The organism is Algoriphagus terrigena DSM 22685 (assembly GCF_000429445.1).
In the GTDB taxonomy this organism is placed as follows: Bacteria; Bacteroidota; Bacteroidia; order Cytophagales; family Cyclobacteriaceae; genus Algoriphagus; species Algoriphagus terrigena.
On sequence record NZ_AUBW01000029.1, the window covers coordinates 1 to 22,007 of the forward strand.

General features: G+C 48.0%; 17 protein-coding genes. 5 read left to right on the top strand and 12 right to left on the bottom strand.

Annotated features, from left to right (window positions below):
• Both G459_RS28200 and G459_RS28205 read left to right on the top strand, forming a co-directional pair.
• Window positions 1-224 (top strand): integrase core domain-containing protein (locus tag G459_RS28200; protein WP_035456624.1); only part of this gene is annotated, 224 nt, incomplete at its 5' end.
• Between the two features lie 191 nt (window positions 225-415).
• Complete coding sequence (locus G459_RS28205) at window positions 416-2,164, top strand: mechanosensitive ion channel family protein (protein WP_051315357.1); 1,749 nt, start codon at window positions 416-418, stop codon at window positions 2,162-2,164.
• Between the two features lie 18 nt (window positions 2,165-2,182).
• Here the strand turns inward: G459_RS28205 and G459_RS0121460 are convergent, their stop codons facing one another.
• Entirely contained in the window at window positions 2,183-2,374 is a 192-nt protein-coding gene (locus tag G459_RS0121460; protein ID WP_026969463.1) for a cold-shock protein, read from the bottom strand.
• An 87-nt stretch (window positions 2,375-2,461) separates the two neighbouring features.
• Here G459_RS0121460 and G459_RS0121465 point away from each other — a divergent pair, with 87 nt between their 5' ends.
• Window positions 2,462-2,953, top strand: a complete 492-nt coding sequence (locus G459_RS0121465) for a SixA phosphatase family protein (protein WP_026969464.1) — start codon at window positions 2,462-2,464, stop codon at window positions 2,951-2,953.
• Here G459_RS0121465 and G459_RS0121470 read toward each other — a convergent pair.
• The 8 genes from G459_RS0121470 to G459_RS0121510 all read right to left on the bottom strand — a co-directional run bounded on the left by G459_RS0121470 (window position 2,950) and on the right by G459_RS0121510 (window position 15,240).
• Window positions 2,950-3,684: an SDR family NAD(P)-dependent oxidoreductase gene (locus G459_RS0121470; RefSeq protein ID WP_026969465.1), complete on the bottom strand. Its 735-nt coding sequence runs from the start codon at window positions 3,682-3,684 to the stop codon at window positions 2,950-2,952. The genes G459_RS0121465 and G459_RS0121470 overlap by 4 nt on opposite strands.
• A gap of 32 nt (window positions 3,685-3,716) precedes the next feature.
• Window positions 3,717-5,114 (bottom strand): ATP-dependent protease ATPase subunit HslU, encoded by a 1,398-nt coding sequence (hslU, locus tag G459_RS0121475; RefSeq protein WP_026969466.1) that lies wholly within the window; start codon window positions 5,112-5,114, stop codon window positions 3,717-3,719.
• Between the two features lie 90 nt (window positions 5,115-5,204).
• Entirely contained in the window at window positions 5,205-7,685 is a 2,481-nt protein-coding gene (gene lon / locus G459_RS0121480) for an endopeptidase La (RefSeq protein WP_026969467.1), read from the bottom strand.
• A gap of 123 nt (window positions 7,686-7,808) precedes the next feature.
• The gene (locus tag G459_RS0121485) at window positions 7,809-9,845 is read right to left on the bottom strand and encodes a Kelch repeat-containing protein (RefSeq protein WP_026969468.1); all 2,037 of its coding nucleotides are present in this window, start codon (window positions 9,843-9,845) and stop codon (window positions 7,809-7,811) included.
• A gap of 4 nt (window positions 9,846-9,849) precedes the next feature.
• A complete protein-coding gene (locus G459_RS0121490) occupies window positions 9,850-11,118 on the bottom strand; it encodes an outer membrane beta-barrel protein (RefSeq protein ID WP_026969469.1) in 1,269 nt (422 codons plus the stop codon).
• A gap of 210 nt (window positions 11,119-11,328) precedes the next feature.
• The gene (locus G459_RS0121500; RefSeq protein WP_157373406.1) at window positions 11,329-12,552 is read right to left on the bottom strand and encodes a hypothetical protein; all 1,224 of its coding nucleotides are present in this window, start codon (window positions 12,550-12,552) and stop codon (window positions 11,329-11,331) included.
• A 208-nt stretch (window positions 12,553-12,760) separates the two neighbouring features.
• On the bottom strand, window positions 12,761-14,074 hold the full coding sequence (rseP, locus tag G459_RS0121505; RefSeq protein ID WP_026969471.1) for an RIP metalloprotease RseP: 1,314 nt from the start codon (window positions 14,072-14,074) through the stop codon (window positions 12,761-12,763).
• A complete protein-coding gene (locus G459_RS0121510; protein WP_026969472.1) occupies window positions 14,074-15,240 on the bottom strand; it encodes a 1-deoxy-D-xylulose-5-phosphate reductoisomerase in 1,167 nt (388 codons plus the stop codon). Before G459_RS0121510 ends, rseP begins: the two co-directional genes overlap by 1 nt.
• Window positions 15,241-15,460: 220 nt before the next feature.
• Here G459_RS0121510 and G459_RS0121515 point away from each other — a divergent pair, with 220 nt between their 5' ends.
• Window positions 15,461-16,903, top strand: coding sequence for a S1C family serine protease (locus tag G459_RS0121515; protein ID WP_026969473.1), 1,443 nt, complete (start codon window positions 15,461-15,463; stop codon window positions 16,901-16,903).
• A gap of 185 nt (window positions 16,904-17,088) precedes the next feature.
• Window positions 17,089-17,508, top strand: a complete 420-nt coding sequence (locus tag G459_RS0121520; protein WP_245588225.1) for a nucleotidyltransferase substrate binding protein — start codon at window positions 17,089-17,091, stop codon at window positions 17,506-17,508.
• Window positions 17,509-17,646: 138 nt separating this feature from the next.
• Here the strand turns inward: G459_RS0121520 and G459_RS0121530 are convergent, their stop codons facing one another.
• From G459_RS0121530 to G459_RS0121540, 3 genes are all read right to left on the bottom strand, one after another.
• Window positions 17,647-18,801 carry an ATP-binding protein gene (locus tag G459_RS0121530; protein WP_035456625.1) on the bottom strand — a complete coding sequence of 385 codons (1,155 nt, stop codon included), beginning with the start codon at window positions 18,799-18,801 and terminating at the stop codon, window positions 17,647-17,649.
• Window positions 18,802-19,025: 224 nt separating this feature from the next.
• Window positions 19,026-20,078, bottom strand: coding sequence for a YncE family protein (locus G459_RS0121535; protein ID WP_026969476.1), 1,053 nt, complete (start codon window positions 20,076-20,078; stop codon window positions 19,026-19,028).
• Window positions 20,075-21,916 (bottom strand): TonB-dependent receptor plug domain-containing protein, encoded by a 1,842-nt coding sequence (locus tag G459_RS0121540; RefSeq protein WP_169725058.1) that lies wholly within the window; start codon window positions 21,914-21,916, stop codon window positions 20,075-20,077. Before G459_RS0121540 ends, G459_RS0121535 begins: the two co-directional genes overlap by 4 nt.
• Window positions 21,917-22,007 lie beyond the last annotated feature (91 nt).

Consider the following 22,007-nt stretch of genomic DNA (forward strand, 5'->3'; position numbering starts at 1 on the left):
GGATCAATGGAATTATCAAAGGAGAATACCTGGATTGCTATGAAGTAAATTCCATACAAGAGGCAAACGAGTTGCTTTCCCACGTTGTCAACCTCTACAACCAAGAACGACCTCATATGAGTATAGGAAACAAAACACCTGAGGAAATCCACCAAACCAATCAAAAAACAGATCGGTTGTGGAAAAACTACTATGCCAAAAATCGTACACTTGTAAACCTATAAAAGGACGAACCAAAAACAGTCAATCAGTATCAGGATTTAAACTATAACCTGTAAACTGTTTTTAGGACGAGTCAGAGATCAATTTCATCTGGGAGTCCTATTCCATCCCCTCCCCCAAGTCAATCCTCCAGATCACGGTTGATTCGTTCAAACTCAATTATCTATTTCTGTTGCGACAATTGCGTGCCGACATGTTTACCACCGTGCTCGCAATCTTGATCTTGATCGCCTGTTTCGTGTCGGTAGATCTCACCATGAGCAAGATCGAAAAAGACAAAGAGTATGGTAAAATCATCCTGGAAAGAGTGAAGTACTTGTCCAAAAGACCGTTTCCATCCGTAATGGTGGCCGCGCTTCCTTTGGTATTCTTCATGTTTGACACCGGGTCCGTGGCGCTGTTGACTTTTTTCATGTACTTGTTGGTGATTTTCTCGTCGATCTTGATTCACCTGGCATTTCCACGCCGTGTATTCCTCCGGTGGCTGGTGCTGGTCGCCGTCTTCGCATTCTTCTCTATCAGCAATCTCTATTGGGAAATCGCCTATCAGGAACGGATCTATTTTCAGCTGGGAAACCTCACCGTCATCTACCTGCTGTGGCAAATCCCGAAAAAATTCAAATCAAACGACAAGAGCGAGATCAAGTTCCTGCTAAGCCTGCGGATCTTGACAATGACGTTTCTCGTCATGGGGGTTATCGCCAATGTATTTGCCAGATATAGTCTGGCAAAACTCCTAAGTGTAGCAGGTGTAGTCGGGTTCATCCATGCGATCACGCTGTATCTCTTTATCAAAGTCATCATGGAGATCATCTATGTGATCGTCGAAAACAAAAGAGATTCGGATGCTTTTACTTCTTACATGCACTTCCAGGGAATTCAGGATCGGATCCGGGGATTTTTCACGTTTCTCGCAATCTTCTTCTGGATCAATATGCTGCTGCACAATCTCGCACTAAGCGACTATGTGCAGGAAACGCTGACCCAATTCCTTACCAAAGAACGACTGCTGGGAGCGACCGCCTTTACCTTTGGCAGCATCTTACTGTTCGGCGGGCTGATCTATGGCGCCTACGTTCTTGCAAACAACGTTGCCTATTTTGCCTCCCTCAAAGACCAACAATACGCCGGCAACCGAACCAAGCGTCTCGGAAGCTCGATCCTCCTGATCCGTCTGGCGGTCTTGATTGTCGGGTTCATCATCGCCGCCACCGCCGCGGAGATCCCGCTGGACAAAGTCACCATTGTGCTCGGAGCGTTGTCCGTCGGCATCGGCTTTGGTCTCCAGACCATCATCAACAATCTGGTATCCGGTGTAATACTTGCTTTCGAGCGACCCATCCAGATTGGCGACGACATCGAAGTGGGCCTCAATAGCGGACAGGTAAAAGAGGTCGGAATCCGAGCCAGCAAGATCCTTTCCTACGACGGCGCAGAGGTGGTCATCCCCAACGGTGACTTGCTGTCGCAAAGCCTGATCAACTGGACGCTATCCGACAAAAGACGCCGAATTGAACTGATCATTGGCGTGGGCTATAACTCTGACATGCAAAAAGTCAAAACGCTCATAGAAGAAGTTCTCAAAAGAGACAAGATCCTGACAACTCCAATGCCCAGGGTGCTTATGCAGAACTTCAATGAAAGTTCGGTGGATTTTCGCGTGCTCTTCTGGATCGAATCCATGGATATGATGCTGGAGATGCGCAACGAAGTCATGAATGCGATCTTCGAGAGTTTCAAGGAAAATAAGATTGAAATTCCCTTTCCAAAGCGGGATCTCTATGTCAAAAGTCTTCCCGAAGAAATCACCGAAATCGGCTTACCAAAAAAAGATTCCACGTCGACCGATTTGCCTGCGGAAGAGACGGATTCCGCGGACTTACTAAACAAGGAGGACAAAAAAAATCCTCCGAAAACAGATCCGGAGGATAATTTGCACTAGAGCATTCTCTCGAAGGGATTAGGCTCTCTTGACGTTAATGGCATTAGGGCCTTTTTTCCCATCTTTGATGTCGTAAGTGACCTTGTCGTTTTGTGCGACTTTGTCAACTAATCCAGTTGCATGCACAAACACATCACCCTGAGTTTCATCATCAACGATAAATCCAAACCCTTTGGCGTCGTTGTAAAATTTTACTGTTCCGGTAAACATAATAAATAGTGATAAATTGTAATTGAAAGTGGTTAAAAGTAAATATTTGATCAAAAAAAACAAAATAATCGTTCTTTATCAGGCGATATGAAGAAATTAATTTTGATACGGCATGCTAAATCGGCCTGGGACGATCCTTCGCTGAGCGATCATGATCGCCCACTCGCTGAGCGAGGCCTCGAGGATGCCCCAAAAATGGCCAAACGGCTCAATAAACGGGGTATTCAGGCTGATCTGATGATCAGCTCCTCCGCGCTCCGTGCCAAAGACACTGCGAAATTTGTCGCCAAAGAACTGGGCTATCCTAAGGACAAAATCATACTCGAAAGCAGCCTTTTTCATGCTTCTCCCCATTCGATCTTAAAGCATCTCCGAACGCAGGATGACCGCCACAATACCATCCTGATTTTTGGGCACAATCCGGGCTTCACTGACCTGGTCACCTATCTTGGAGGAGAAACCGACAACCTGCCCACTTCAGGCCAGTACGGATTCAAACTAAAGTCAGAACACTGGGCTGATCTGAAACCTGAAACTGTCGAAGTGTGGTTTTACGACTACCCAAAAAAGAAGAACTAGGGCAGTTCAAAGTCCCGCACATCCTGAACGACGTCAGGAAAAAGAGTGGGATTGTTTACGAGATAAAAGATCTTTTCGGCTACCGTCTCCGGAGGCAGCAACTTTCCCTCTGTCTTAAAATCTTTGAAGCGATCCAGCGCCGGAAAATCCACGGAATCGGAGGTTCTGATTTCCGCCTGCATCTCAGTGTCAACGATACCGGGAGCAACGGCAAAGACCTCGAATCCCTGTGCACTGAGATCGGCTGCCGTTACTTTCGAAAACATCGCCAATCCAGCTTTGCCGCTGCAATATTCCGCCCAACCTGCCATAGGTTTGCTCGCTGCACCGGAGCTGATGTTGCAGATTATCTTCTGTCCATTCAGTTCTGAATACGTCTTGACAAAAGCATCCGTGAGAATCATCGGGGCTACGAGATTCAGATTCATCGCTTTTCTGATTTCCGCCGGTTGAAGCTTGCCGACGGGCTTGACCTCCCCGATCCACCCGGCGTTGTTGATCAAGACTACTTTTTCAAAATCTCCTGTCGGAAAAATCTCCGAAAGACTTGCCTCCAACACGTCCAAATCGCTCAAATCCAAGGCTATTTCAGTGAGGCTGTCTTTTGGAATATCCAACCCCGATCTGGAAACTCCGATTATCTGGAAATTTCCCTCCGATTGAAATCTTTCCAAGATGGCTTTGCCCAAGCCTTTGGAATGTCCGGTGAGGATGAGAAGCGATTTTTTCATGGCATAAAAAAGGCACCGAAGTGCCTGTAATTTTAAAGTATGTACTGCGAAAGATCCCGGTTTTTGACCAGCGAATTGAGTCGGTCGAGCACCATCTCCCTAGTGACCATGATCTTGGAATTGGGCTCGATCACGTCCGGCACTTCAAACAGGAAGTCGTTGAGCAAGTGGCTCATGACCGTGTGAAGCCTTCTCGCACCGATATTTTCTACCTCCTGATTGATTACGAATGCTATTCTAGCGATCTCTTCGATGGAGTCCTCAGAAAATTCCAAAGAGACCTGTTCTGCTTCAAAAAGCGCCTGATACTGCTTAGTCAGCGCATTTTTTGGTTCGCGGAGAATCCTCGAAAAATCCTCCTGAGTCAGACTCTGCAGCTCTACGCGGATCGGAAAACGACCCTGCAACTCAGGGATCAAATCCGAAGGTTTGCTCACATGGAAGGCTCCGGCGGCGATGAACAGCACGTGATCCGTATTCACCACGCCATACTTGGTGCTCACCGCAGATCCTTCTACGATTGGCAGCAAATCGCGCTGCACACCTTCGCGGCTGACATCGGGACCGCCACCGCCTTTTCCCGATTTGGAAGCGATCTTGTCGATCTCGTCTATGAAGATGATCCCGTTGTTTTCGGCGAGCTTGATGGCTTCTTCCTTGACTTCGTCAAAGTCCACCAACTTGGAAACTTCCTCTTCCAGCAAGACCTTTCTGGCTTCTGCAATACTGAGCTTACGCTTTTTGGTCTTTTTGGGCATCATGCCTGAGATCATATCCTGAAGTCCCGCCATACTGGCGTCGTCCATCATCCCATTGCCGATCATTCCGATTCCAACTGAGGAACTCGCTTTGACATTGATCTCGATCTTGCGATCATCCAGTTCGCCATTTCTCAGCTTTTCGCGAAACCTGTCCCGCGTCCGCTCATTGAGATCAGCATCTGAGCTCGGTTCACCTTCCAAGTCTGTATCGACAGGGATTGCCCGTGCAAAACCTGCACTCTTCACCGGCGGGATCAAGATATCCAAGATGATTTCCTCCACCGCTTCAGCGGCTTTGATCTTTACCGCTTCATTCTTGATCTCACGGACCAGATGAACGGCTTGCTCCACGAGGTCACGGACCATGCTCTCGACATCGCGCCCGACATACCCCACCTCGGTGAACTTAGACGCCTCCACTTTGGTAAAAGGAGCATTGGCAATCTTCGCCAATCGGCGGGCAATTTCAGTCTTTCCGACACCGGTGCTCCCGATCAACAGGATGTTGTTGGGCACGATGTCTTTTTGGATTTCGGACTTTACCATCATGCGGCGGATACGGTTGCGCAGGGCAATCGCGACATTTCGCTTGGCGTCTTTCTGTCCGATAATGTATTTGTCAAGCTCCGTGACGATCTGCCTTGGAGTCAAAGAATCAATTTCGTTCATGGGGAATCTATGGTATAGTTAACTAATAGTGGTTTTCGATCTCAAAAAGAAAAGCGGCTTCCTCTGGTGGTCAGAAGAAGCCTCGAAGCTTTATTCTTGAATCGGTTTCGTCTCCGGAGAGAAGGTGAATTTCAAAGGCTGATCTACGAGTGACTTGGTCAAGGCGATATCCAAAACCTCTTTCACCTTGTCAACGAAATGGAATTCAATTCCTTTTACATATTGAGGATCGATCTCTTCGATATCGCGAAGGTTCTTTTTGCAAAGGATGATTTCCTTAATCCCAGCTCTTTTGGCAGCGAGGATCTTCTCCTTGATTCCACCGACCGGCATGACTTTACCGATGAGGCTGATCTCTCCTGTCATCGCGACTTTCGACTTGACTTTGCGCTGGGTGTAAACCGATGCCATGGCGGTCAGCATGGTGATCCCCGCCGACGGTCCATCCTTTGGCACCGCACCAGCCGGCACGTGAATGTGTAGATCATACTGCTCAAAAATCCGGTGGTCAATACCCAGGGTTTCAGCCTTCGATTTCAGATAGGAAAGTGCCGTCATCGCTGATTCTTTCATCACTTCTCCCAGCTGGCCGGAGAGTGTCAGCTTGCCGCGACCCTTGCTGAGGCTGGACTCGATGAACAGAATCTCTCCTCCCACGCTAGTCCATGCCAAGCCTGTGACCACTCCAGCCACACTGTTGTCCTGGTAGGTTTCCTTGTCGAAAATCTCCCCACCCAGAATCTTCCGCACCGTCGCTGCGGTGATCTTATGATCGTATTCCTCCTCCATGGCGATGGATTTGGCAATGTTACGGATCACTTTGCCGATCGCCCGTTCCAGACTTCTGACGCCAGACTCGCGGGTATAGTCTTCGATGACCTTCACCAGAGCTGCCTTGTCAAAAGCAATGTCTTTTGCTTTCAACCCATGCTCTTTTCGCTGTTTTGGTACGAGGTGACGTTTGGCGATTTCGAGCTTTTCCTCCTGGGTATATCCAGTCACCTCGATGATCTCCATCCGGTCTCTGAGAGCGGGTTGGATCGAGTCCAGTGAGTTGGCGGTAGCGATGAAGAGCACTTTGCTCAAGTCGTATTCTACCTCCAGATAGTTGTCAAGGAAGGTGCTGTTTTGCTCCGGATCGAGTACTTCCAGAAAAGCCGAAGAAGGATCGCCCCGGAAATCCGAGGAAAGCTTGTCGATCTCATCCAGCACAAAGACGGGATTTGAGATCTTCACCTTTTTCATGTTTTGGATGATCTTGCCCGGCATCGCACCGACATAGGTCTTGCGGTGACCTCGGATCTCCGCTTCATCGTGCAATCCGCCGAGCGACATCCGGATGTATTTTCTACCCAATGCGGCAGCGATCGATTTCCCCAAAGAGGTCTTTCCGACACCCGGAGGGCCATAAAGGCAAAGGATTGGGCCTTTCAAGTCGTTCTTTAGCTTCAATACCGCGAGGTATTCGATGATTCTTTCTTTGACTTTCTCCAAGCCAAAGTGATCGTGATCCAGGATTGCCTTCGCATGCTTCAGGTCAAAGTTGTCTTGCGTAAACTCGTTCCAAGGCAAATCCACCAAGGTCTCTGCATAGTTAAGCGCGATGGGATATTCTGCCGCTGCCGGGTTGATCCGCAGGATCTTGCCCAGCTCCTTGTCAAAATGCTTCTTCACTTCATTCGACCAAAGCTTCAGATCTCCTCTTTCGCGTAGATCTTCGACTTCCTTCTCTGGCCCTTCTTCTCCCAGTTCGGTCTGGAGGACTTTCATCTGCTGTCTGAGGAAGTAGTCCCGCTGCTGCTGATCGATGTCGGTATGGACCTTTTTGTGGATTTCCGACTTGAGCTCCAGCATCTGGATGTCCTTCATCATGTACTCCAGCAAGAGTGTAGCGCGCTCCACGCCGTCGTTGATCTCCAGCAACCGCTGCTTGGATTCCACCGGTGCGTTGATGTTGGAAGACAGAAAGTGGGTAAGAAAAGCCGTGTTGTCAATATTGTCCAAGGCGACTTGCGCTTCGCGGGGGATCTCGGGATTGAGGTGTAGGATCTTCGTTGCGGCCTCTTTTAGAGACTCTTCCAGTGCCTTGATCTTCTTGGAGTTTTTGGGGAAATTCTCGTCCAAGTAATCCACCTTGGCAAGGAAATACGGATCGTCAGTGACCTGTTCGCGGACTTTGAATCGCTTTTTCCCCTGAATGATAATCGTCGTATTCCCATCGGGAAGCACGATCATCTTGATGATCTTGGCCAAAGTCCCCACAGAATAGATGTCATCCCAAGCGGGATCGTCATTGTTTGGGTTGATCTGCGCACAGACTCCGATCAGCTTATCGCCTTTGTGGGCTTTCTTTACCAGTCGGATCGAGCGCTGCCGGCCGACTGTAATAGGGATCACCACACCGGGAAAAAGAACTGTGTTTCGAACAGAAAGGATGGGGATATCTTCACCAAACGCCTCTTTGCTGGGATCTTCCTCTTCTTCGTCGGTGATCAGTTGGATCAGATCACCTTCGCCGGAATAGTCGCCAGTCATGAGGTTTTGGAAGAACGTATTTTCAAATTGATTCATATGGACAGATTGACAGCCGGGCTGTCAGGATATAGCTAAAATAAAAGAAGAACCTACTATATACGAAGGTTCTTCCAATTAAGTCAAGGTCAATGCCAAAAGGGGATCGGGTCAGAATGGCAGTTACTGATCGAAATATTCCGGATCAAATTCGTAGAGGAATCTATCCTTTGTAACGTATATTTTGCCGTTGGCTCGAAAAGAGTAGTTCCAATTGAAAGATGAAACGTAGAATCCATGCTGCCAAATTTTGGTGTCGCGGGTCTTCATGTTGTAAGCAGAAACTTCCTCAGGATAAAAACTGTACACCCAATCTCCTACGACGAATATTTCATTGGCGGACGTAACTCCGCCATAGTGTCCCAAATCCGCAAAATCTTCCCACGCTTCAGACGTCGGATTGAAACGCTTGATTTTCGGATAAATAGACCCGGGATTTGTCAAAATCGAGTAGAGCTGCCCATCATATCTGAAGGTTCTGAACAATCGGGTATATTCATCATTATCAAATTCCCTGAGCAGCTTCTCCCATTTATCTGTTGCAATCGTATATCGATACACTCCAGGATCCCAAATATATCCGCCTGCGGCAAATTTGTACCCACCTTCATAATACAAGTATGACTCTGTAGAATAAACCAGCTTTGGCTTATTGGCTATGGAAGGAATGTTGGCGAGCTGTCTAAGTTTGTTTGTTCTGGGATCAAATTCCCAAAAGGAATTCTGGGACGGAGAGCTGCTGATAGCTCCCAGATAGATTTTCCCGTTACTGGCATAGTAGGAAAACCCGCCTGCAAGATTGAAGATACTCTCAGGAGCCACTGCAACTTTCTCTACTTTGCGCGTACCGGGATCAAGTTTATATACATTCCTTTCGAGGAAGAAGTACCCCACCCCATCTACAGTCACTCCACTTTCCTGGACAAATCTATAAACAGCAAATTCGTTAGGTATCTCCATATGGCGAAGGCTTGGATTCGTAAAGTGGAATTCTGCGTAGTTCTGAGACTTTTGTCCATAATTGTTTGCATAGACCTTTAGATTCCGGGAAACGATGTTCCCTCCAAAATTAATCCCCGATTCGTTTGAAAAAGCGTATTCCGAATTCACCGTGACCCCGGGAATATCAGTTGTAAAACTATTTGACTGATACTCCGCGATAAAGTGCTCGCCCTTAACCTCATAATATTGATTGGTCAATCCTGAGTAAGTCTGGTTTGGCAACAACTCGGAACCTTTCATCCTATAAATGTCCGGAAGCGCGTATTCCTTGCCTCTGACCTTCACAAATAAGTCCCCATCATAGATATAGTTATTAAACCTTGCGGCGATAACGATCTTTTGGTCGCTGTAAGAAACCAAAGGCACTTCCCATCCGGAATTTGCCTCCTTTTTGAGCCTGACCTCGACTCTGTCCGAAAACAGAAACTTGCCTGATATCGTCACTTCCTCTCCGTAGTGAACGTCCTGAATCTCTCCGACGACAAACTCCGCATCTCTGAAGTGAAGGGGAATCTCCAGATGGAGACTCTTGCCGGCGATCTGGAGATCAGTGCTAAATACATCCACAACATTCCCATACTCCTCGAAAGTAAGGTGGCCTGGTATCAAAAACTCAAAATAGCCCTCTCCGACTTTGCTGATGGAGACAAGCTGTCCCTGCATCTGTACCGAATACTGGTTGAGTGAGCGTGGGAGAGACTTTGCATAGACCCGGATGGTATCTCCAAAGTAGACCTGCTCGGGCACTTCGTACCGCTCAAAAACAAAGCCCTCGGAGCCCTGACTCGTGAAGGAAAAAGGCTCTGAATACACCACTCCTGAGTCAGTTTTTATAAACGCTGATACGATCATCTGGTCGCCAACATTCATCCCATACGTAGTCTTTAGGCGAAACTCCGAAGCCGGAGATCCCGCCGATCTGACTATCTCGGAAGTTTCCACAGTCAAGGGTCCGCCTGAACCGAACACAAAACCGTGTTCCAAAATCTCCTCGGAGCCGAAGTCATACATGTTGGCAGCGAACTCCACCCCACTTGCGTCTACTGTCTGGACGAAGGCCACGCTAAATCGTGGATTAGTCCGCGGCACAACCTCATCCTCACTACACGAGGTCAGCACCCAAACCGAAAAAACCGCTATTACAATCTGTCTCATCATGATCTCAAAATTCTAAACCTACTTGAAATGACAGCCTATTCCGGGAGTAGCGCGATTTATTCTGCAGCACATCGAAAAGGTAATACTCCTTTTGGGTGTTGGCTTCCAGCTCCATCAGCAGTCGCATCTTGGAGCTAAGCGCCAAAGTATAGCCGACCTTAAGGCCGGGGATAAAATTAGAATCAAATACTTCTACGATCTCGCCCTCGTACAATCTCGTATCGCCCGTACTTATATTTGTCAGATCAACAATCCCTCCGGATGTAGTCACCTCCTGGATCCATAGCCCTCCTGAAATTCCAAGATAAAGCTCCGATTGCTGATTTTTTACTACGCTATAATTGAAACTCACAGGAATGTAGAACGCAGTTTCCTCCATTTCCTCAGATGAAGTCCATACAATTTGGGGTCCCTCCGAGCTGGAGAGTACCGTGGTGTTAAACATCGAATAGCCTACACGCACATCAATACTGAGTCGGGGTATCGCTCTCAGATCGTGAAATCTTACTCCCAGAAACCCTTGGTACGCTAGGTTGTTGGAAAATTGATCATTTCTACCTTCTCTTTTCTCGGCAGAACCGAGAGAAAAATGTGAGATGCCGACTCCAGCCGTAGGGGAAATTTTCACCTGAGGAACCTTTTCTACATGAACCCGATACTCAGCTTCCTGGCAGATATAGTAGTCCTCCAGCAGCCGGATGATATTGTCGCGATTTAAGGTGAGTCGGTCGACTTTTGGATAAAGCAGCACGGCACATTCACCACTCAGCGCAGTCTTCAAGATAAAAATGTAGGGTTTGTACAACTTCCGGACTGTTTGGCCATCCCGATCGATCTTCTTCTCGTAAGAGTCCAGTTTTTGATAGGTTTTTCCGTCGTCAAGAAACAAACTGCCCCGGCGTTCGCTCAATTCCAAAGATCCGGAAACCAAGATTTGAACGAAAGACTGGGCTGTTTCTCCAGGGAGTATCCTCGAAAAAAACAGCTGTCCGTTATCCAAGCCAAAGCCTTTAAGATCCGCGGGGACGAAAGATTTTATCTCACCACCTGCTTGGAACTGTATTTCATCATATGAAGCTTTGTCGAAATTTCTGAGGATTTCGCCGAAGAGCTTTTCTCCCGAAACCAAAACAACAAAGTCGGATTCTTGTCCCGACGATGGGTCCACATTGGTCCAGTCAAACTCGGAAAGCCTGTCAGTTTGGGAAAAAGCCTGAAGCGCGCCAAAGAAAAGCCAGCCAAAAACGGCTAGGCGGGAGATACATTTAATCATAAAACCATAATTGCAGGCCTAGTTAGAAAGAAACTAACTAATAAACTATCTACACAAACAATCACACGCATAGGTAGTTGACGATCAGAAAATTAATCTTTCAGGAATTGATTTTTTTGATATTTAGCAATAGAAACGGGAAATCCTTTTTCTGCAAGAATCTGAAAGCAGAGAGACAGAGTAGCCCAGGCAAGATTCTCTTCACATTCATCAAAATGCAATCCCCGCCGAGAATGTCCCCACTAAGAGATTGTGATTAGAGTAATAGACCAAAGGGATCATTTCATAGTTTTTGATCAAAAAGTCACCTTTGGCTTCGATGAAGAAATGGCTCTTTTCAGAGAGATTCATACTCCAGCCGAGTTTCAAATTTGGACTAAGCGAAGCTGATTTTCGCAATACAAAATCATCCGTATGGGTAATCAGATCGGGTTCGCCATTGTCCAATACCAATTCGGCGGAATCATTTTTATAATTGGTAATCCAAAAGGTCAAACCTGCGCCGGCATACCACTCCGCAGACGCTCCCTTTGAGAAAATGTAATGGATCTGCATAGGCAACACGATGGAAGAACTGGTAAAAGACTGCTTTCCTTCGAGCTCAAAAGAAATTTGGCTAGTCTTTGCCAGGATCTCGTCCGACTCGGCATAGTACCCGATTCCCAGATCTACCATCAATCTTGGAGAGCTCCTGAAATCTCTAAATCGAGCGCCAACCTCCAAGTAAGGAGAAATGCCACTTTCAAAACCATACTCAAAGCCTTGATTCTCGAAGTTCTCCAGCAACTTTTGTACTCCTACACCCGCCTGCACTTTCCATTTGATTTTAAAGACAGGTCCTTGAATCACCCCAACTTCCTGCCCCAGAGCAAGATTGTTTTGCTCATGATAGAGTTGGAAAATTTTGATCAGATCACGGTCATTCAGATCCGAGGTTCGAATTGCTTTGCCTAATTCTTGCTGGGCAGAAGTAGGCTGCATTACGGAGAGCAGTACACCTTGATATTGCTTTATGGTCGAATTGACCTGTTCTCCATCCACTGTTCGACTGGATCTGACTTCTTGGAGTGGGGTGATTTGATCCGATCGGCGGAGAAAATAATTGCCTTCCCACTTCAGAAGATCCACCTCACCGTCGACCATCACCAGTACAAAAGCTTTTTGCGTTGCGTCCGGCAAGATGATAGATTGAAACACTCTCCCATTTTCAAATCCAACTTCCAAAGCCTGATCCGGGCGTAAGTCCAACTCCTCACCATCACTCACAATCACAAACTTCTCATAATTTTCCCCGTCAAAGTTGAACTTGTAGGAAGCTTCCTTACGCTCTCCAGCAGGATCAATGTAGTAGCCGGGCATGAGTTGCTGCGCAAAGGTCGATTGAATACCCAACAAGTAGGTAAAGAGGATTAACAGGTATCTTGGTAATCGCATGATCTTAGTAAGTGGACAGCTTAATAACTAATTTTACTTCCAAATAAAGTTTAAAAACCGCTTTCTACAACCCACAAAAAACCAAGAAGAAACTAACCCCCTGAATGTCTTGACTATCTTTTTCTGAAAATTTCTATTTTTCACCGTACACAAAAAAACCGGGCTAAAAAACCCGGTTTCAAAAACTATGGAAAGCCAAGAATCAACCTCAGTTGAACAGCTTCAGAATATCATTTCCGATCGCAAATACCATCAGAGCAAGTAGGATGACCATGCCGACTTTTTGGGCGTTCTCCAGGAATTTGTCCGACGGAGCTCTGCCGGAGATCATCTCATAGAGTAGGAACATCACATGTCCGCCGTCCAGCGCCGGTATCGGAAGCAAGTTCATAAAGGCCAAGATCATCGAAATCAAGCCGGTGATGCCCAGAAACTTCGTCCAACTCCACTCAGCACCGTAAATCTTGGCCATGCCGATCGGACCGCTGACGTTTTTGGTAGAAACTTCTCCGGTGAACATCTTACCCATCGCCTTCGCATTGACGATCACCACAGTAAAGGCTCGGTTTGTTCCTTTTGCCAAGGCCTCTCCCACTCCATATTCTCTTCGCACGGGCTCGATAAGGGGCTGAACCGCAAATCCCATCCTGGCAGAATCATTTACCGCAATCGTAAGCGTATCAATAGCTGCTCCACTTTGTCTGACGACTTCCGCAGATTGATTTGCAATCCCCTTCAGGGAACCTTGCAGTTGGTCGAAATATTGAACTTCCTGACCGTTTATTGCCAGAATCTTGTCACCGGTATGAAGCCCGGCGGCTTCCGCTCCGCTTCCCGGGTCAACTTCCCCAACTTCGAAAGGGAAGCGAATGTCAACGAACTTGTCGAATGACTCCTGGGAGTTGAAGGTATTGATAAAGCCGCGCGGAATCTCGACTTTGAGGATCTCTCCGTCTCTGTCTACGGTGTAGTAGCCATTTTCGCTCAGCAACGACTTTCCACTGGTCAGATCTGTTATGCTTTGGTACGGCTCGCCATTAATGTCAAGGATCTTGTCGCCGGTCTTCAGTCCGATGGCCTCTCCATATTCGTATGCTACGATCCCGTTTTCTACGATCTGCTCTCTGGAAAAATAGGTCTCTCCGTTGTTGTACACCAACAGCCAGAAGATCAGAATCCCAGTCACTACGTTGACGATAATCCCTCCCAGCATCACGATCAGTCGCTGCCAGGCCGGCTTGGATCGAAACTCCCAGGGTTGGGGTTCCGCAGCCATCTGGGCTGAATCCATGGATTCGTCCACCATGCCGGAGATCTTCACAAAGCCTCCCAGCGGGATCGCTCCGATCGAATATTCGGTTTCTCCCCATTGGAATCCGGCGATTTTCGGAGGAAATCCGATGGAGAATTTTTCTACTCTCATGCCAAACATCTTGGCGGTAAGCAAGTGACCCAACTCATGAAGCCCTACCAGGATTGACAATCCCAAGAGCAGTTGGCCCACCATAATCAATGTTTCCATTATACTTTCGACTTAATTAATTGTTCTGTTATAATTCTTGCCTCCCGGTCTGTTTCCACGTAATCGTCCAACTTCGGATGCGCGACAAACGCAACTTTTCCCAAAGTGCTCTCAATCAAGTCTGGCATCTCAAGAAATCCTATCTCGTTTCTCAGAAATGCTGCAACGGCAATTTCATTGGCAGCATTCAACACACAGGGCGCGTTTCCACCCTGAGCCAAGGCATCAAATGCCAACTGGAGATTGCGGAATGTTTTCAGATCGGGTTGCTCAAAGGTCAATTGAGGGTACTTCATGAAGTCAAATCGCTCAAAATCACTTTTGAACCGGTGCGGATAGCTCAGGGCAAACTGAATGGGAATACGCATGTCGGGCAATCCGAGTTGCGCTTTGATCGAACCATCCTCAAACTGCACCAGCGAATGTACAATGCTTTGCGGATGCACGACCACTTCGATCTGCTCGGCTTTGAGCCCAAAAAGCCACTTCGCCTCGATCACTTCCAGACCTTTGTTCATCAACGACGCAGAGTCGATGGTGATTTTAGCGCCCATATCCCAGTTGGGATGCTTGAGCGCCTGCTCGCGTGTGACTGTTTCGAGAAAAGCCCGGTCTTTGCCGCGAAACGGCCCACCCGATGCGGTCAGGATGATCTTCTCGATCGGATTGTGAAACTCCCCAACCAGACATTGGAAGATCGCCGAATGCTCCGAGTCCACCGGATATATATTGACCGCGTTTTCCTTCGCCAGCTTGGTGATCAGCTCACCGGCGACGACGAGCGTCTCTTTATTTGCCAGAGCAATCTGCTTCCCCGCCTTGATCGCATTCACCGTAGGAATCAATCCCGAATAGCCGACCAATGCAGTTAAGACCACATCGATCGTCTCCATCTCTACGATCTGGGCAATCGCTTTTTGCCCGGCAAAGACCTTAATGTCGTGGGGAATGAGTGCTTCTTTGACCTTCTGGTACTTGGCTTCGTTCCCTATCACCACCGCATTTGGCTGAAACTCCAACGCTTGGGCGATCAGTAAATCGCAGCTATTCTGAGCGGTAAGCACCTCTACAGTAAACTTGTCGGCGTGCTGGCGGATTACATCCAATGTCTGTGTGCCGATACTACCGGTACTTCCGAGGATAGCTACACGTTTTGCTTCTGTCATTCAACGGGATTAAATCAAACTAAAAACCTTCCGTTTTGGGGGAAGGCTTCCGGTTCAGGTTGGCAAAATTACCAATTGGTCAGACTTTTCCTTGCACAATCGATCAGTTTTTGGGGTTTGGGAAAATTAATGCCTTTTGCGCAGCTAAAAACATTCTTAAAATTTGTAAACGAAGTCCCGAGTAGACAACTTGTATAAACCCTATTTGGTAAATACACCTATGAACACACTGATCAAATCCTTAGCAATTCCATTTGTCGCCGGACTGGCAGGAGCCGCACTTTGGACCACGATTGATTCGCAGGAGTCAACCTCCCGGTACGGTCTCCAACAAGACTTTTCGGCTACCCCATCCCAGTTTACTTCAGACTATTCTTCCTCCGCCTTGCGGGCTGACCCGCCGATTTCCTTTGTAGAAGCTTCGCAAAAGAGCACCCAATCGGTGGTTTTTATCAAGAACTTCAGCGGCACCGATCCCAGCCGTTACAGCATGTTTGACTACTTGTTTGGCACAGGTGTACCGCCGCAACAAGTGAGCACCGGCTCTGGTGTGATCCTGTCAAACGACGGCTACATCATCACCAACAACCACGTGATCGAGCGGGCCGAAACCATCGAAGTCGTCCATCAAAAGCGAACCTATACCGCCAAACTCGTCGGCACGGATAAAAACTCGGACATTGCCGTACTCAAGATCGAGGCGACCAATCTACCGGAAATCAAGCGCGGCAGCAGCCGCAATCTCAAGATCGGCGAATGGGTGCTGGCCGTCGGCAATCCTTTCAACCTGACCTCGACCGTCACAGCCGGGATCGTATCTGCCAAAGAACGCCAGATCAATATCCTCGGCGGTGAGTTCCCGTTGGAAAGTTTCATCCAGACGGATGCTCCGATCAATCCGGGAAACTCCGGAGGCGCCCTCGTCAATATCAGCGGAGAGCTGGTCGGGATCAACACCGCCATCCTGTCCCGGACAGGAACCTACACCGGATATGGATTTGCGGTGCCGGTGGATGTCGCCGTCAAGATCGCCAATGACCTGATCAAATACGGGGAAGTACAAAAAGCCATCCCAGGCATGGACGTCGTGGAAGTCACCCCTGAATTGGCTGAGGACATGAGTCTCACCAACATGGATGGCGTCATCATCACCCATGTCGTCAACGAGGGTGCAGCCGCAGATGCAGGACTCATGAAAAGCGACGTCGTAACGAAGGTCGCCGACTGGAAGATTACCGGGAAGGGAAGTTTTGAAGAAGCGATTTCCTACTATTATCCAGGTGACAAAATCATGGTGGAGTACATCCGAAATGGAGAATCAAATACCGCGGAACTGACGCTTCAAAATCTGGAGGGGACGACCGGGGTGATCAAGCGAGAATTCTACAGCTCGGGACTGCTTGGCGCCAAACTGGAGGCGGTCAACACCATCGAAAGAGATCGACTGGAAATCCCCTATGGTGTGAAAATCACTTCTGTGACCAGAGGATATCTGAGAGATATGGGCTTCCGAGATGGATTCGTCATCACCCACATCAATCAGATGCCGGCCAAAGATCCGGATGAAGTGGGCAAATACCTGGAGAAATTCAGCGGCAGGCTCCAGCTGGAAGGTGTCGGGCCAAACGGGCAGCCCTTTTTACAGAGCTTTAATGTGAGGTAAAAAGCCCACGGTCCCTAGACCACTTTCGAGTGCCTAGCTTGTTGAGGTTTTGGCCGGGCTTTCTCCTGAGTAGCTTGACAAACCATCTCTATCGATAAAATAATTGCCGTTGGAAACAGAAAATCCAACGGCTCTTTTTCGCAAAAGCGGCCGATTTTTCTTAATTTGATTAACTGACTTATCCCATGATGAAAACCGTAGCACAATCCTGTGAGCAATGCCTGGAACAATTCTCAACCGCACTGGAAGATCTGAAAATCTATGCTGGCCGGGGAGAAAGTTCCGTCCGTACCGAATCCAAAGCCCGGGAATTGATCTCACATTTCGAGACTGTACACGAGCTTGCACTGAAGGTGATGGCCAAATACTTTGAAAAACAGGGAAAAGGACCCTTTTCGGGTTCCAGAGATGCCACCGTGGAAGCCTTCCATGCGGAGTTGATCGACAATGGCAAGGGCTGGCTGGATATGGTCATTGACCGCATCCAGTACAATCCGATCTATCCCATGGATACGCAGCAGACATTCCTCGAAAATATCCGCAACCGCTACATCCGTATGTTCGACCGATTCGAAAACACGATGGGTAAAAAGCTGGACGAATAATAAAGTCCACAGTCAACGGTCACAGTCGACAGCTGGCCATACCAATTGGCTGGGTCCAATTCCAATCTCCACCATTTTTCAGATCTAAAAATAGCTTCATGATACAGACATAAAAAGCTGCCTCTTCGGGCAGCTTTTTCATTTTTCGGGTTCTAAAGCGTCACCATCGCTTTGGCTGGTGACAAACTCCCTAAAGTTCGTCCGATGAATCACCTTGAAAGTCGGATGATATTCCTCTCCAAAGGAAGTGGGAAGTGAGGCTTTGGCTTCGGGATTCCACTTAAATTCAAACGCGGCAATCTTCCCGTCTCTTTCTTCCACGTAGTCTACCTCCTGCTGATATTTCGTTCGCCAGAAATAGCCATTGTACCGGATCTTCGCATATTCCATCCGCTTAAGGCGCTCCGCCATGAGGAAATTTTCCCAGAGTATTCCAATATCATTTCGCAAAGCAATAGGCTGAAGGTTCTTGATTAAAGCGTTTCTCACCCCATTGTCAAAGAAGTATATCTTTTTATTGGTCTTGATCTCATTTCGGAGATTTCTGCTGAATGTCCTCAAGCGGTAAATCACATAAGCCTGCTCTAAAAGCTCGATGTAAGCGATCACGGTCTTGGTATCAATCATCAGTGATCGCCCCAATTCATTGTAAGACACCTCGCTTCCCACCTGATAGGCAAGCATCTGAAGCAGGCGATAGATCACGTCAGGCTTTTTGACAATTCCCAAAGCCAAAATATCTTTGTATAGATAGCTTTCCACCAATTCATATAGAAGCTCCTCTTTTGCCTCAGGATTGGTTAAGATTTCGGGATAGAATCCATAAACCAAACGATTGGGAAGGTCTTGCTCAGCTGTCAAAAAACCGACCTGGTTTTCATACTCCTCCCAACTGATTGGGTACAGATGATAGGTTAATTTCCGCCCTGTCAGCGGCTCCTGAGTGAGGCCCGAAAGCTCAAAAGATGAAGATCCACTCATGATCAGGTGAATATCCTTCATCTGATCGTGAATGACTTTGGCGGTCAGACCAATATTTGGGATCCGTTGTGCTTCATCCACAAACACATATTTATAAGCACCCAAGAGAGACTTGATCTGCTGTGTATTTGGAGTGTCCAGGAGTGTCCTGACAGTTGGATCATCCCCATCCAAAAACAGGTAATCCTGATTTTTCAGCAATTCACGGATCAACGTAGTCTTACCTACCTGACGCGGCCCGATAAGCAAAATAACTTTCTCCCGATCAAAGGCTTTAAGGATGACTTGAGTAAGGTTTCTGGAAAAGTTCATGTCCTGAAAGTCTAGAATTTAAATTCTCAACTTTACAAATATATCCACTTTTATGGAATACACTCCACAAAAGTGGCAACTTTTATGGAATACACTCCACGTAAGTCGCAACTTCCATGGATTTGATGGGCAGTAAACTCAACCGTATTCCTGTAAAACGAAAAAGCCCAATCAATCGACCGGGCTTTTTAATCTTTCAACTTTGAGATTTTTCAATCTTCCAATCATCTAAACAGAAAACCTGAAGGCCCTCTTCCCACTTCCATCTCGGCTACTTCAGTTCCGTCGTTCTTGAAAACAGTGACCGTTCCGCTCCCTTGAAAAGCGTTTGAATTGGCAAGATAGATCTCCTGTCGAGCCTTGTCGTAGCCAATACCGTAGAAGCCTGAGCCGGTCGTCCAGTCCAATCCAACACCGCCGTCCGCTAGGGACACCACGGCTACGGCGTCTTCATAGTTTGGCCAGCCTGTGCTTGTGAGGATGTATATTTTTCTATCCTCGCCAAAGGTGATCTTACCCATCGCGTTGGGCACATCAAATGAAGTTTCCTCTTTGATGGTTTGATTGGTCAAGTTCAAAGATTGGAAATAGACTTTTTCAGAGTCATAAGAATATACCCATACTTCTCCACTTTGCTCAAAAAACAAAACCGGGCTGCCCTCTACTTCGAGGGTCTTGGCGACTGTTTCGGCGTCAGCGTCGATGATCTCAAGTTTCCCTTCTTCTGATCCTGCTACCCAGACAAATTTGCCGTTGGCAAATAGATCCTCAGGCTTATTGGAGACCTCAATCTTCTTCTTCACTGTACCCCCATCCAAACCGGAGACGACTGAGATGTAAGAATCAGGCGTGTTGTAGCTGGCGTCGTAAGGCCCATAGTCAGAGATAAAAAGCTTTCCGCTTGCAGTCGCCAGGGATCTCGGCTGGTCCAGATCACCGATCACCGCACCGACGGACTTGAAATCACCCGGATTCACGATCTCAACTTTTCCCGTGTTGGCGACCAGATACAGTCGGCCCTCTTCCAACACCATATCTTCCAGCAGACCTGCAAATGGACGGCTGTTTTCCAATTCGAAGATATCTTTTGTCAACGTGCCTGTGCCCGGATCAAGGTGAAAAACTTCCCCGTCGTTGGCACCAAAGTTACCTTCGTTCATGATCAGAACGCCTGTATCGTACTTGCCAAGCGGCGCTTCTTCCCCACTGTCGTTACAGGAAAAAGCAAAAACTAGCAGGGCAAGTGCCCAAAGTTGATTTTTGAAAAGATGCTTCATAAGTGTATAGTTAAATTAAGTTGATACGATCTGCCGGGCATTGCCCGGAGGTAGAGAACTTGGTAGTCTTTGTCCAGGAGGTTGAGTACCTGAAAACTCAGCGGAAACTGAACCTTGCCCCAGGTGAGTTTGGAAAAAGTCACACCAGCGTTCCATACTTGATAGGAGTCCATGATTCGGGCATTGCCGGTGCCGATGGCTCGCTGACCGACGAAAAAAGAACTCAGGTTCAAAGACAACCCGCCGATTCCTGCGCTCAGATTTCCGTTTGCCTGGTGCTCCGGCGTATAGGGCAACTGATGGGGACTTTCGGGTTCGGTGGTCAGATCCAAGGCCTGCGAATAGGTATAGCTGAGACGTGTTTCCCAATCCCACTTTCCGGTTTTCCAGTTTGCCTTCCCTTGATATTCGATCCCCTGATTTTGGACTTCCCGGATATTTTCGGGACTCCAGACGGAGCCCTGCGGCAGCCAGATGATCCAGTTGTCGACCTGCATCCGGTAGTAGGTCAGGCTTTGATCCCAGGAGAAAAGTCCACTCTTCAGCCAATGGAAGCCAATTTCTCCGTTGATGCTTTCCTCAGGAAGGAGATCAGGATTTCCGCCGGGCTCCCAAAACCGGTCATTGAGCGTCGGCACCTTGAAGCCTTTTCCTACGGAAGCTTTTAAAAGCAATTCATGTTTTTCGCGCTGCAAAAGTTTCCAGTCCGCCCCGATCCCAGGGAGAAGCGGTTCAAATCCATCGGCATAAGCAAACTGGCGGAGATTGAGAGAAAGACTCAGATCTTCGGCTGCTTGCCAGCTCGCTGACTGATAAAACTCGTAGCGCTGATCGGCGGCTGAATAGGTGCTCAGGTCGCCCTTCATGAATGTCGCTCTGGCTCCAGCCTTGAACTTCCAGTCGGTTTCGTATTCAAAATCGTAGTCGGTAGCCAGGAAAAACTGTCGGGTCTGATTGCGCGTTTCGTTGAAGATCATCTGGTCTTGCACCAGTCCAGCTTTCAGATTCCAGACCGATCGCTCTCCAAATTTAAAATAGTCGACCACTGCCCGGATATTCTCGTCGGATTGGAGATCAGCGGTACTCGACCCCATCGGCGGCTGGATTTCCCTGTCCGCCTTTTGCCACCAAAAAGCCGCCTTCAACTGGGACTTCCCGCTGAGGTTCCAGGCCAAGTCCTGTACTACGCCAATCTGCTCGACCTGTGCGTGATCTTCCTTTACCTCGGGAGTTCCGGGCAGGGAGAGGTCCCGGTAATCAAAATTATTGGCTGCAAACTGTCGGTAGATCCGGGTTTTGGTGCTGAAGTCTTTGGAAGAAAACCCTCCGGAAACCGCCGAATTGAACATCCCGAAGCTCCCGATTGATTGCGATATCCGCGCCTTCACGCCTTTGCCAAATTCCGTTTTGGACCCAAGGTGCACGCTTCCGCCAATGGCTTCGTTCCCAAAAAGTGCCCCGGAACTGCCAAACTGCAGTTGCGCCTGATCGATGGCTTCGACTGGCAAAACCGATAGATCACTCTGACCGAGCGAAGGACTGTTGATCGGGAGCCCGTTCCAAAAAACAGCCGTATGTCCTGCCGACGTCCCGCGAAAAGAGGGAGATGCCAGCATTCCGGCGCCATACTGGCGGACGAAGACCGGGCTTTTTTCCTGCAAAAGATCTCCAAGTGACCGGGCAGAATAAGCCTCCAAGAGCTTGGAATCAAAGCTTACCACCTTTTGCCCCTGGGCAAACCGGTCCAAAGCCGGAGCATAGACCTCCACCTGCTCTAGCGCAACAGTGTCCTGAGCCGCAAAGCCCACAAAAGAAAATACCCAAAGCAACAGTGTCATGCCAGATCGAATTGATAAATCCGATTCGGGCTTGAAGAGAAATAGAAAGAATTGAAAACTACCTCCCGAGAACGGAAGCGAAATCGACAAA